The 12752-nt window shown below is 68.9% G+C and carries 9 protein-coding genes; 4 read left to right on the plus strand and 5 right to left on the minus strand.

Annotated elements, in window-relative coordinates:
• The first annotated feature begins 4 nt into the window (after positions 1-4).
• The 4 genes from HFGMBDPB_RS07065 to HFGMBDPB_RS07080 are packed head-to-tail and all read left to right on the plus strand — an operon-like array spanning position 5 to position 5337.
• Entirely contained in the window at positions 5-1546 is a 1542-nt protein-coding gene (locus HFGMBDPB_RS07065) for an FGGY family carbohydrate kinase (RefSeq protein WP_212645117.1), read from the plus strand.
• Positions 1543-3225 carry a glycerol-3-phosphate dehydrogenase/oxidase gene (locus HFGMBDPB_RS07070; RefSeq protein ID WP_126311238.1) on the plus strand — a complete coding sequence of 561 codons (1683 nt, stop codon included), beginning with the start codon at positions 1543-1545 and terminating at the stop codon, positions 3223-3225. Before HFGMBDPB_RS07065 ends, HFGMBDPB_RS07070 begins: the two co-directional genes overlap by 4 nt.
• Positions 3219-4769 (plus strand): FAD-binding oxidoreductase, encoded by a 1551-nt coding sequence (locus HFGMBDPB_RS07075; RefSeq protein WP_212645118.1) that lies wholly within the window; start codon positions 3219-3221, stop codon positions 4767-4769. Before HFGMBDPB_RS07070 ends, HFGMBDPB_RS07075 begins: the two co-directional genes overlap by 7 nt.
• 1 nt (position 4770) lies before the next feature.
• Complete coding sequence (locus HFGMBDPB_RS07080; protein ID WP_012203049.1) at positions 4771-5337, plus strand: glycerol-3-phosphate responsive antiterminator; 567 nt, start codon at positions 4771-4773, stop codon at positions 5335-5337.
• An 8-nt stretch (positions 5338-5345) separates the two neighbouring features.
• Here the strand turns inward: HFGMBDPB_RS07080 and HFGMBDPB_RS07085 are convergent, their stop codons facing one another.
• The 5 genes from HFGMBDPB_RS07085 to HFGMBDPB_RS07105 all read right to left on the minus strand — a co-directional run bounded on the left by HFGMBDPB_RS07085 (position 5346) and on the right by HFGMBDPB_RS07105 (position 12722).
• A complete protein-coding gene (locus HFGMBDPB_RS07085) occupies positions 5346-6440 on the minus strand; it encodes an AbrB family transcriptional regulator (RefSeq protein WP_212645119.1) in 1095 nt (364 codons plus the stop codon).
• 72 nt (positions 6441-6512) lie between these two features.
• Positions 6513-7085 (minus strand): hemerythrin domain-containing protein, encoded by a 573-nt coding sequence (locus HFGMBDPB_RS07090; RefSeq protein ID WP_212645120.1) that lies wholly within the window; start codon positions 7083-7085, stop codon positions 6513-6515.
• 52 nt (positions 7086-7137) lie between these two features.
• Positions 7138-7791 carry a DUF4276 family protein gene (locus tag HFGMBDPB_RS07095; protein WP_026062994.1) on the minus strand — a complete coding sequence of 218 codons (654 nt, stop codon included), beginning with the start codon at positions 7789-7791 and terminating at the stop codon, positions 7138-7140.
• A gap of 2 nt (positions 7792-7793) precedes the next feature.
• Positions 7794-9026: an AAA family ATPase gene (locus HFGMBDPB_RS07100; protein ID WP_017407750.1), complete on the minus strand. Its 1233-nt coding sequence runs from the start codon at positions 9024-9026 to the stop codon at positions 7794-7796.
• Between the two features lie 102 nt (positions 9027-9128).
• Positions 9129-12722 carry a ribonucleotide reductase barrel domain-containing protein gene (locus tag HFGMBDPB_RS07105; protein WP_212645121.1) on the minus strand — a complete coding sequence of 1198 codons (3594 nt, stop codon included), beginning with the start codon at positions 12720-12722 and terminating at the stop codon, positions 9129-9131.
• Positions 12723-12752 lie beyond the last annotated feature (30 nt).

Below are 12752 nucleotides of genomic sequence, written 5' to 3' on the forward strand. Positions count from 1 at the left end.
CCCCATGCACCATGAAGCCGTGATCCTTTGCATCGACGAAGGCACCTCGGGCACGCGCGCCGCCGTCGTGGGGCGCGACGGGCAGGTGTCCGCCCAGGACTATCTGCCGCTGGAAATCCACTGCCCGCGCCCCGGCGTGGTCGAGCAGGACGCCGACCTGCTGCTGGAGCGCACGCTGGACGTGTGCCGCCGCGCCATCGCCCGCGCCCAGGGCTGCGGCCAGCAGATCGTGGCCCTGGCCATAGCCAACCAGCGCTGCTCGGCCGTGCTCTGGGATACGGTCACAGGCCGGTCGCTGGCGCCCATCATGGTCTGGCAGGACTCGCGCCACCGCGACGAACTGGCCCTGCTGGCCGGCGACTGGGATGCGCGGCTGATCCGCCACGCGGGCCGGCCCGTGGGCGTGCGTTCGCCCTACCTGTGGGCCGCGCGCAAGCTGCGTGAGGATACGGCCGTGGCCCGTGCCTGGCAGCAGCGCCGCCTGGCCTTCGGCACCATCGACTCCTGGCTGCTGTGGCATCTGTCGGATGCGCGCGCCGTGGTCACCACGCCCACCAATGTGACCTCGGGCAACGCCTATGCGCTGGGCGATCACCGCTACCTGCAGGACTGGCTGGACGCGCTGGAGTTTCCCGCCGAACTGCTGCCCCGCCTGTGCGAGGACGTGCAGGACTTCGGCCGCACGCGCACCGAGCTGCTGGGCCTGGCCGTGCCCATCCTGGCCTGCGCGGGCGACCAGCATGCGGCCGCCGTGGGCCTGGGCTGCCTGGAGCGGGGCCAGGCGCTGTGCGTGCATGGCACGGGCAGCTTCGTCGATGTGCTCACGGGAACAAAGCTGCCCGCGCATGACGCGGCCCATGAAAGCTCGCTGACCATGACGGCGCGGCGCATGGACGGTGTCTCGCGCTATGCCATCGAGACCTATGTGCCCACCACGGGATCGGCGCTCAACTGGATCTGCGAGAAGCTGCAGTGGTTCGACAACCCGCAGCAGATCAGCACCCTGGCCCGCGAGGCCAAAACGCCGACCGACCTGGTCTTCATCCCCGCGCTCACCGGCCTGCGCCTGCCGGCCATGGAGCCGGGCGCGCGGGCCTCGATCTCGGGCGTGTCCATGGCCACCTCGCGGCCGCAGCTGGCGCGCTCCATCCTCGAAGGCATTGCGCATTCCGTGGCCTCCTGCGTGCAGGCGGACGAGGCGGCCGCAGGCACCGAGGTGGGCGAGCTGCTGGTGGGCGGCGGCCTGTCGGGCAGCGATGCGCTGCTGCAGATCCAGGCCGACCTGGGCGGCCTGCCCGTGCGCCGCCTGGCCGATACCGACAAGGCCAGCCTGCGCGGCATCGCCTTCATGGCCGGCAGCGCAGGCCTGCTGTGGGACGGGCTGGAGCAGGCCTGCGCCACGCTGCGCACCGAAGCGGTCTTCACCCCACGCATGGCCGCCGACGAGCGCGGCGAGCGCCGCCGCATCTGGCGCGCCCGCGTGGGCGACGAACTGGCCCGCGCCCGGGCCCCCGGGCGCAGCGCCGCCCTGGAGGGCTGCGCATGATGCAATGGCCCTTTGGTAAGGAGCGCAGGGACAGCGCCATGCTGACCCAGACCGCGCCGCTGCAGCTGCAGCGCGCGGACCAGCTGGCTCGGCTGGGCGACGAGGCCTTCGACCTGCTGGTCATCGGCGGCGGCATCACCGGCGCCTATGCGGCGCTGGACGCCAGCCTGCGCGGCCTGCGCGTGGCGCTGGTGGAGAAGGACGACTTCGCCTCGGGCACCTCGTCCAAGTCCTCCAAGATGGTGCACGGCGGCCTGCGCTACATCGAGCAGGGCAACCTGGGACTGGTGCGGCACTCGCTGCTGGAGCGCCAGCGCCTGCGCCGCAATGCGCGGCACCTGGTGCAGCGCCTGCCCTTCCTGTTTCCCGTGATGGAGCGCGACGGCGTCTTCGACGCCCGCCTGGCCAAGGCCTTCGGCAGCCTGCTGTGGACCTACGACCTGGCCGGCGGCTGGCGCGAAGGCATCCTGCACCGCAAGCTCGGCAAGGCCGAGGTGCTGTCGCACTGCCCGACCTTCCGCGAAGAGCAGCTCCTGGGCGGCTACATGTACTTCGATGCGCGCGTGGACGATGCGCGGCTCACGCTGGCCGTGGCGCGCACGGCGGCCTTCCATGGCGCGGCCGTGCTCAACCATGCCCGGGCCACCGCCATCACGCGCAACGCCCACGGCGGCGTGGACGGCGCCATCGTCCAGGCCGATGGCCGCGAGATCACGGTGCGCGCGCGCAGCGTGGTCATGGCCACGGGCGTCTGGCTGCGCGACTGGGATGGCCGCAGGCCCGACCAGCAGGCGCAGCTGCACGTGCGCCCCGCCAAGGGCGTGCACGTGGCCATTCCCTGGCTGCGCATACGCAACGACTGCACCGTCACCATCCCCGTGCCGGGCCGCAGCCGGCGCGCCACCATCACGCGCTGGGGCGATGTTTCCTACCTGGGCACCACCGACGAGGACTATGCGGGCAGCCTGGACGACGTGCACTGCACGCGCGCCGAGCTGGACTTCCTGCTCGAAGGCGCCCGATCGGCGCTCAAGGTGGACCTGTCGCCCGAGGACGTGGTCGGCTCCATCGCCGGCTGCCGCCCCCTGGTCGGCCCGCCCGGCGGCAAGACCGTGGAGATGAAGCGCAACCACGAGATCCATGTGGCAGCCGACGGCCTGGTCACCATCGTCGGCGGCAAGCTCACCACCTCGCGCCACATGGCCGAGCAGACCGTGGACGCCGTGGAAAAGCTGCTGGGCCGGCGCACGCGCTGCACCACCGCCTCGGCCTTCCTGCTGGGCGCGGCCGGCTACGACGCCCAGGCCATCACGGCCACGGGCGGACTGTCGGCCCACCTGGGCGAGCGCTACGGCACGGAGGCGCGCTTCGTCAGCGACATCCTCGACGCGCATCCCGCGCTGGCCCGGCCCATCGTCGAGGGACTGCCCCACACCGAGGCCGAAGTCCTCTACGCCGCGCGCCACGAAATGGCGCGCACGGTGGAAGACGTGCTCTCGCGCCGCATGCGCGCCCGGCTCATGGCGCGCGATGCGTCGGCCCGCGCCGCAGCGCGCGTGGGCGACATCCTGGCCCAGGAACTGGGGCTGGCACCTGCGCAGATAGCGCAGCAGATCCACGACTACCGCCGCGCCATGGAGCGCGAGAAACAGATTTTGATGGGAGACATCCAATGCTGAGCAAAGACGCAATCGCCCGCGGCTACAACCGCCGCAACTACGTGGTGGGCGCCCCCACGACCCCGGGCTGGGCGGCGCAGACCGCACCCGCAGCCGACCGCCCTGCCTCCGAAGGTCCTGCCTGCGGCCTGCAGCACGAGCCCGTGGCCGTGCCCGAGGCCGCGCTCGCCGCGCTGCGCGCCGCCTGCGACCGCGTGCAGACCGAGCGCGCCGACATCGTCGCCGGCACGCGCGACTGGTGGGCGCGCACCATGGTGGCCGAGACCTCGGGCCACCCGGCCACGCCGCAGGCCGTCATCGCCCATGCATCCACCGTGGAGCAGGTGCAGGCCGTGATGCGCATTGCCGATGAACACGCCATTCCCGTCACCGTCTCGGCCGGGCGCAGCAACGTCACGGGCGCGGCCCTGCCCCTGCGCGGCGGCATCGTGCTGGACCTGTGCGAACTCAATCGCTTCATCGCCATGGACGAGCAAAGCCAGATCGTCGAGGTCGAGGCCGGCATGTTCGGCGACGTGTTCGAGGAAACCATCCAGCGCCGCCACGGCATGACCATGGGCCACTGGCCCTCGTCCTTCGGCATCAGCACCGTGGGCGGCTGGGTGGCCTGCCGGGGCGCGGGCCAGCTGTCCACGCGCTACGGAAAGATCGAGGACATGGTCCACGGCATGGACGTGGTGCTGGCCGATGGCCGCCTCGTCACCGTGGGCGGCTACGCGCGCGCGGCCATCGGGCCGGACCTGCAGCAGCTGTTCATCGGCTCGGAAGGCACGCTGGGCGTGATCGTGCGCATCCGCTTCAAGCTGCACCGCCTGCCCGACCACGGCCGCGCCATCGCCTATGGCTTTGCCAGCTTTGCCCAGGGCCTGGAGGCCTGCCGACAGATCCTGCAGCAAGGCGCCAACCCCGCCGCGCTGCGGCTGTATGACGCGCTGGAAAGCGGCGTGCAATTCGGCCGCAGCGACCTCAACGTGCTGCTGATCGCAGACGAAGGCGCACCCGAGATCGTCGATGCCGTCATGGCCATCTGCGAACGTGTGTGCGCACCCTTGGGAGAACGGCTGGACGGTGCCGCCACCCTGGAGCGCTGGCTGGACACGCGCTACCTGACTGGCAAGAGCGCCGAGGGCTTCAAGAAAGGCCCGGGCTTCGTCGCCGACACGCTGGAGATGTGCGGCCCCTGGAAAGACCTGCCGGCCATCTACGAGGAAGTGGTCGCCGCCCTGCAGGCCATCCCCGGCACCCTGGCCGGCTCGGCCCACCAGTCGCATGCCTATGTGGATGGCGCCTGCCTGTACTTTTCGCTGCGCGGCGAGGTGGCCGTGGACCAGCGTGCCCAGTGGTACCGCGCGGCCTGGGACGCGGCCAACGCCGTGCTGCTGCGCCACGGCGCCACGCTCAGCCACCACCACGGCGTGGGCCTGCTGCGCGCACCCTACATGCGGCAATCGCTGGGCCCGGCCTTTGCCCTGCTGGAGGCCACCAAGCGCATGCTGGACCCCAAGAACCTGCTCAACCCCGGCAAGCTGGGCCTGGACCTCTGACATGGGCCGCCCGGACAACTCCCTGGGCGCGCGGCTGGCGCGCCGCCCCGTCATCGCCACCTTGTACGGGGCCGAGCAGATGGACGCGCTGCTGGCCAGCCAGGCCGAGGTCGCCATCGTCGCCAACATCGAACTGCGCCGCCTGCGCTCGGTGATCTCCACCATCACCGGGGCGGGCAAGATCGCCATCGTCAATATCGACAGCTGCGACGGCATCTCGCCCGACAAGGGCGGCGTGGACTACCTTGTGGACCTGGGCGCCAGCAGCCTGCTGTCCACGCGCGTGGCCACCATCCAGCGCGCCAACAAGGCCGGGCTGCTGACCATGCAAAAGGTCTTCGTCACCGACCGCTCCACCTGGCCGCGCAGCATCAAGGCCGTGGAGCAGAGCGACCCCAACCTCGTGCAGATCATGCCCGCCCCCATGCTGGCCCACATCACCGAGGCCGAGCGCCGCATCCTGCCGCCGCTCGTGGCCTCGGGCTTCGTCTGCAGCCAGGAGCAGGTCCAGCAGGCGTTGGCCGGTGGGGCGATTGCGGTATCGACCAGCGACAGTGGGCTGTGGTGAGGTGGGCCCTAGGCCGTGCGCGACGCGGCCGGCCCGCGCGCCTCCACCCAGCGGAACAGCGGCGCCACCAGCAGCAGCACGGCGATCAGCCGGCAGACCTGGAAGGCCGTGACCACGGGCACGCCCAGCTGCAGCACCTTGGCGGTGATGGCCATCTCGGTGATGCCGCCCGGCGAAGTACCCAGCAGCAGCGTGACCCAGGGCAGGTCCACGGCCAGGTGCAGCAGCCAGGCGAAGCTCGCGCAGATCGCCATGAGCCCCACGGTGCCCACGGCCACGGAGCCCAGCCAGCGCGGCGCGGTGTGCAGGAATTCGCGCTTGAAGCGCACGCCCAGGCTGATGCCGATCACCAGCTGCGCCGCATTGACCAGGGCCTGGGGCACGGCCGACAGTTCCTGGCCGCACATGGTCAGCAGCATGGACACCAGCAGCGCTCCCAGGAACCAGGGGTTGGCGCGCCTTAGCCGGTCCATGGCCCAGGCGCCCAGGCCCGTGAGCACGGCCAGCAGCGCCAGCCCCGGCCATTCGACGATGCGGATGCTGGGCGGCGTCAGCCCCTCCAGCCCGTGCAGGCCGCTCCACTGCAGCGCGAACGGAATGCTCACGGTGACGATGACCAGGCGCAGGCTGTGGCTGGCCGCCACCAGGTCGGTGCGCGCGTTCTCGCGCTCGGCCAGCAGCGTCATCTCCGACGCCGCGCCAATGGCGCCAGCGAAATAGGTGGTGGCGCGCATCTCGCCCGCCGGTATCTGCGGCATGCGCGGCGCATGCACGCGGTACAGCCAGGCGCCGAAGCCCCAGCCCAGCAGCAGCGCCCAGACGATGGCCACGGCAATCGCCCACCACAGCCCCGCGATCAACTGCACCACGGCCGGCGTGAAGTACAGGCCCAGCGAGGCGCCGATGATCCACTGCCCGCCGTTGCGCAGCCGGCCCGAACTGGCCGTGGGCGCGCCCAGGATGGAGGCCAGCGAGGTGGCGATCAGCGGCCCCAGCATCCAGGGCAGCGGCGTGCGCAGCCACAGGCACAGCTGGGCGGCGGCAAGGGCGCCCAGCAGGGTCAGTGCGATGCGAAGCAGGAAAATGGGGCGGCGCTCGGGCATGACAGGCGAGGCGGGGTCAGGTCCAAAGCCTGCGAGTATCGCCGCGCCGGCTCCCGCGCGCTGCCGGCGGCGCTATCTCCGTGACAGGTCCGCGCCCCGCCGCACCGCCATCTCGCGGCCCATGTCCGCCTGCGCTGCCTCTGGCAGCAGGCCGCGCGCCGGCGGGTAGGCCAGCCGCTCTTCATTCTCGACATGGCTGGCATAGCAGGCCGCGAAGCGTTCGAACACCGCCTCGTCAGCCGCGCCAAAGCCCTGGGACCGCCCCTCGGCCATGTCCAGCAGTGGCTGGCGCGCCAGCGCCCAGTCGGCGCTCATCAGGCCGTGCTCGTGCTGCAGGCGCTGCACCAGGGCCACGGTCTGCGCATCGCCCTGCTCCAGCAGCGGCGGGAAGACATGCAGCTCCTCGTCCTCATGGTGCAGCGGCGCCGCCTGGTCGAAGTAGCGCAGGATGTCGCGCGCCGCCTGGCGTGCGCTGTCGTCGCAACCTTTGGTCCGGAGATGCACGCACAGCCGGTCCAGCAGCGCCAGCATGCGCAGCACGCGCTCGTGGCAGGCTTCGAGCATCTCGAAGGGCTGGTCGAAGCCCACGGCCGGTGCGCTCCAGCCTGGAAGCGTGGAGGTTCGCTGTGCAGGATCGTGGTTCATTTTTTGTCCAGCAAGACTCTCGACAAAGACAGGGTAGCGCAACGCCTGCGCTTCATCCCTGCCCGGCAGTCAGCCGCCGCAAGCCATCGCGGAATTTGCCAAAGCTTGGCGATTCATTGCGCTCCACATCCAGGTGCGGGCCTATGTTCCTGGCCCACTCATGCTTGATCTGCCCCGGCAACGGCCAGCCGGCATGTTTGATGGCGGCGTGGCCGCCCGGATGGATTGCGTCGGCCAGCAGTTCCCAGGTGCCGCAAACGCTGTCTTGCCGGTAGCGGGCCAGCACATCCTTTTTTGCTTTGGGGTAGGCGGCAATCAGCGCCTGGCGATCGCCGAGGTACCAAGCCTCCATCTCCTCGATGGCGAGGCGAAACAGGGTTCGGGGCGCGGGGTCACATTGCTGGAGTATCGCGTCCAGTTCGCCAAGAAATTGCCTGCAGTCGCGTGTGTCGCTGTCAAGAACCACCACGACGGCATCAATGCCGTGCGTCTTGCCATGCGCTCGCAGAATCCCCGGCAGCCTGTCAAGCAAGGTCATCTTGACGGGATCGCCTTTCTTGCCGAGTCCTTTGGGGATGCGGCCGATCCCCTTGAAATCGTGGATTCGCCAGGTGTGCGGCTGGCCTTGTTCGCCAATGATCTGCGGCAGCAACGTTTCGACCAGCCGTGCGCCTGAACCATCCTCCACCAGCACCTCGATATGCATGCTCACCTCGCGTCCAGGTAGTCGCTGTACCAGAGCCCCCCCAGAGGCAGGCCCTCTTCCACGAGGTTGCGAACCAGTTCAATGTCGGAGGCGCGGCGGATGGCAGAGAAGCCGTCCTCACCCTTCTCCAGAATCCAGACCTCCTTGGGCGAGAGCGCATCCACAAAGTAAGGCTGGTGCGTGGTGACAAAGACCTGCGGAGCCCCTTTCTTGCCGGTGGCGTGGCTGCGCAGTTCGTTGGCCAAGGCTTCCAGCAAGCGGTGATACAGGCCGTTCTCCGGTTCTTCTATGCAGATGAACGGTGGCGGCTCGGGGTCTTCCATCAACAGCAGGTAGGCGAAGATTTTCAAGGTGCCATCGGACATCTGGGACGCATAGAACGGATCGGCAAACGCACCGTCGTTGAATCTCAGCAGCACGCGCTTGTCGTCCGTGACCTTGGTGTCGATGCTCGTCACCCCGGGGATCTTGGTGGCGATGCGGTCCAGGATGACCTGGAAGCGCGCCTTGTGCTCGCGCTCCATGTACTGGACCACGTTACCGATGTTGTCGCCATGCACATTGAGGTGGCGCTGCACTCCCGCCGGCTGGATGGTCCGCGCGGCATCGGGGTGGAAATAGGACAGGTACCAGCCCTTGAGGAAGTCCCGAAAGCGCTTGATGCGCGGGTGCTCTTTCAGGGTTCCCAGCGTGGCAATGCCAAGTTGGCGCAGATCTGTCAGCTCAACGTCTTCCTGGGCACGGTCTTCTTCGTCGCTCTCTGCCTCGACTGCCTCTTCCCCGGCCCAGACCTTGCCAATCCCGTGATTCAAGCGCAGAAACGGATAAGGCCTGCCGTGCTTCTGGCCTTTGCGGCGCTGTTTCAGGACTTCGGATTCCACAAACGGCCGGCCGCTCGCATCCATGTTGATGGCCAGCTCGTAGGTGATGGGGCGCTCGCCCGGCCCCTCGCGGTAGTAGATGTCGAACTGAATCGCTTCATTGACGCCAAGAGCGCGCATGCGCTCGAAGCCACCGCGCAGCTTGTCGTCACAGGCGGTCTCCACATCCGTGTTCAGGCAGTCAGCCACAAAGCCAAAGGCATCGAACAGCGTGCTTTTGCCCACCCCGTTCTTGCCGATGACCACCGTGAAAGGGGTCAGCGGATCACCTTTTTGATCGGTCGAAAGCTTGCCCAGCGTGATGTCACGCAGCGCCTTGTAATTGCGGACCCTGAAACCTTCGATCTGTGCCATCTCAACAACCTCTCCCGCGAATGCGACATCACCGCCACGGCGACCTGTGCAAGCCATTCCACAAAGGACTGCAGATTATGGTGCACGGGGCCACGGTAACTTTCACCCGCAGCTCCCCAGGTTGCCGCAGGCCGTGCAGTACTCGCAGCCGTCCTTGCGGATCACGGCATGGGCGCCGCATTCCTCGCATTTGCGGCCGGCCATGACCATGGGGTCGGTGGCCAGGGCCTCGGGCTCGGGCAGCGGCGATGGGGCGGGCGGTGCGCCGCTGCCGCGCCGGGCCAGGATGTTCTGCACCGCATAGGCGATGGCGGCCACCTCGGAGTCGTGCCACATGGGCACGCGCGCGCCGTCTTCGCGCTGGTGGGTGCCCAGGCGCACGGGACCCCGGTCCCAGGCCACCTTGCGCATGTCGCTGAGGGCGCGCTCCAGGAAGCCGCCGCGCGCGGCCAGTGACAGCAGGCGCATGCTGGAGGTCACCCACTGCTGGGATTCGCCGCTCTGGCCCACGGGCATGAAGAATTCGATGGCGCGGTCCACCGTGCGGCCATCGGGCACCACCACGGGCAGGAAGGAGACGACCAGGTACAGGCGCTTGGGGCCTTGCTGGGTCCAGTACTCGATCTTCTCGGCCACGGCGTCCAGCGCGCCCTGCGGGCGGCTTTCTATCACGGTGCGCAGCGGGTCGGGTGCGGAAGCCGCCGCTCCCGCCGGCGCGGGGGAGGCCGGCTTTTCAGCAGATTCGGGCGCATGGGTCTCGAGCACGGCGCCCAGGATGGTGTTGGGCCGGTAGGTGGCCAGGCCCTTGAGGCCGGCCTTCCAGGCCTGGCGGTACAGGTCCTTGAAGTCCTCGTAGGGATAGTCGGCGGCCACGTTGACGGTCTTGGAGATCGCCGTGTCCACGAAGGGCTGCACGGCCTGCATCATGGCGATGTGGCAGGCCGCAGGCATCTGCAGCGCGCTGACGAAGTACTCGGGCAGCTGCTGCACGTCGCCGCCCAGCGAGCGGTACAGGCGCCAAGCATGGTCCTCGACCGCGTACTCGGCGCTGCCGCCATCGGCCGTGCGTTTCTTGCGCTTGTAGGTCCAGGAGAACGGCGGCTCTATGCCGTTGGAGGCGTTGTCGGCAAAGGCCAGGCTGACCGTGCCCGTGGGCGCGATGGACAGCAGGTGGCTGTTGCGTATGCCGTGCGTGCGTATGCGCTGGCGCAGCGCATCGGGCAGGCGGCTGGCGAAGGTGCCTTCGGCCAGGTAGCCATCGGCGTCGAACTTGGGGAAGGCCCCCTTCTCGCGCGCCAGTTCCACCGAGGCGCCATAGGCCGCATCGCGCATGCGCTCGGCAATGCGCGCGGCCATGGCCCGGCCCTCGGGCGCGTCGTAGCGCAGGCGCAGCATGGCCAGCGCATTGCCCATGCCGGTGAAGCCCACGCCGATGCGCCGCTTGGCCTCGCTTTCCTCGCGCTGCTGCGGCAGCGGCCACCAGGTCAGCTCCAGCACGTTGTCCAGCGCACGCACCTGCACGCCCACGGCGCGCTCGAAGGCCTCGAAGTCGAACACAGGCTCGCCCGCGAAGCCGAACGGATGGCGCACGAAGCGCGTGAGGATGACGGGGCCGAGGTCGCAGCATCCGTAGGAGGGAAGCGGCTGTTCGCCGCAGTTGTGCACATACAGGCCATTGGCGTCGAAGGCGTGGCAGTCTGCCACCGTGACGTCATAGACCATTTCCTCGCCGTCGCTCTCCAACGCCTGGACGGTGGCAGTGAAGCGCTCACGGTTCGGGGTGCGCCGGTACTGGGCCAGGGCCTGCTCCAGCCGTTCGGCCTTGTCGGTATCCGCAAGGCCTATGCGGTCGGCAAAGATGCCAAGGTTGTCGCCGCTGATGACCAGTTCATGCTGTGCCTGGGTTGCATAGTCGCGCTGGCCGCCTTTGCCGTCGGGCATGGCGCGCAGTTGGGCTGGCCGACGGTTCTCATAAATCGTCGACGCCATGCCCTGGCGCAGCAGCATGCGCTGCACGGTACGCAGCAACTCAGAATCGCTCTGGGACAGGCGCAGGCTCACGCCCTTGTCCTGTGTGCCCTGGACCGATCCATCGGCATCAAACAGGCCGCGCAGCAGCCCTGCGGAAAATGCAGAAGAGGCCGCTTCCATGGACTTGGTGATGCACTTGCGCCCTGGCTCCATCCCCATGCCAAGCGCCAGATCGCGCAATGCGGCACTGGCCATGCGCGACTCGCCACGTCCCGCCACTGGCCGCTGGAATCCACGGAAATCCGCGCGGTGGCGCAAGCTGGCTGCTGCAGCCTCAGCGGCCTGCATGATGCCTGCCGCGCCCGTGGCGGCATAGGCCACCGCACTGCCGGCGTTGCCTGCAACCTGGCGCAGCTCGGGCGCCCATACGCTGATCACGGCCTTGTCGGCCTTGAGGGTTCCATCGCCTATCAGCAGGCCCAACAGGTAGCCTTCGGCCTCGGTGCCCTGCCCATCCCAGCCTTGAAACGCACGGTGGTTGTGCAGCAGTACCTCATCGCCTGCCTGCAGTTGGGCGGCCGGAGTCCATTCAGCCTGCAACGCATAGCGCGTACGGCGAGCGACACGCCGCACCAGATGGTCTGCGGTCAGGCGCAGCACCTGGCCCTCGCGTGTGGTCAGCCGCAGCACCGGCTTGCGGCCGGTGGCAAAGAAGCCCGCGCTTTCGGTGGCATAAACCTGGCCGTCGACCACGGCGCCAAATGTCTTTCCGACGAGGTCTGCAACCTGGGCTGGTCCCGACTCGGTGAGTACCCAGGTATCTGCCGTGACGCAAGGATTCGTCGCCGCGATCTCCTCGCAGTAGCGCAGGTTGTTGTCGTCGTTGATGTGGTCCAGGAAGAGGATGCCGGGCTCGGCGAAGTCGTAGGCCGAGCGCATGATGGTGTCCCACAGCGTGCGTGCGGGCAGGGTCTGGTAGACCCACTGGCCGTCGGCGCGCTGGTGGGCACCCTGCTCCAGCAAGGCGGTGCCGGGGCGGGCTCTGTGCACCAGGTGCCAGGGCTGGTCTTCGGCCACGGCCTGCATGAAGGCGTCGCTGACGCCGACCGAGACGTTGAAGTTGTTCCAGCGGCCCGGCGTGCGCTTGGCGGTGATGAATTCGAGCACGTCGGGGTGGTCGATGCGCAGCACGCCCATCTGGGCGCCGCGCCGCGCGCCCGCGCTTTCCACGGTGGCGCAGGACTGGTCGAAGACGTTGATGTAGCTGCACGGGCCCGAGGCCAGCGAGGCGGTGGCGCGCACCTCGGCGCCGCGGGGGCGGATGCGCGAGAAGTCGTAGCCCACGCCGCCGCCACGGCGCATGGTTTCGGCGGCTTCGCGCAGGGCTTCGTAGATGCCGGGGTAGCCGCCGTCGTCCACGCCCTGGATGCAGTCGCCCACGGGCTGCACGAAGCAGTTGATCAGCGTGGCCTGCAAGTCGGTGCCGGCCGCGCTCATGATGCGCCCCGCGCCTATGGCGCCGGCCTGCAGGTTGGCCAGGAACAGGGCCTCGCATTCGGCGCGGCGCGCCTCGGGCTCGACCGAGGCCAGGGCGCGGGCCACGCGGGCGTAGAGCTCGCCCACGCCGGTCTCGCCGTCCTTGAGGTATTTCTCGCGCAGCACATCGAGGCTGATGGGCTGCAGATCCGCCGCGTCCTGCGCGCGGCCCAGGTTTTCGCGATGCATTGGCATGGCTCCCGTGTTGACTTGCCTGCC

Origin of the sequence: Delftia sp. PE138 (assembly GCF_018320755.1) — a bacterium.
Classification (GTDB): Bacteria; Pseudomonadota; Gammaproteobacteria; order Burkholderiales; family Burkholderiaceae_C; genus Comamonas; species Comamonas tsuruhatensis.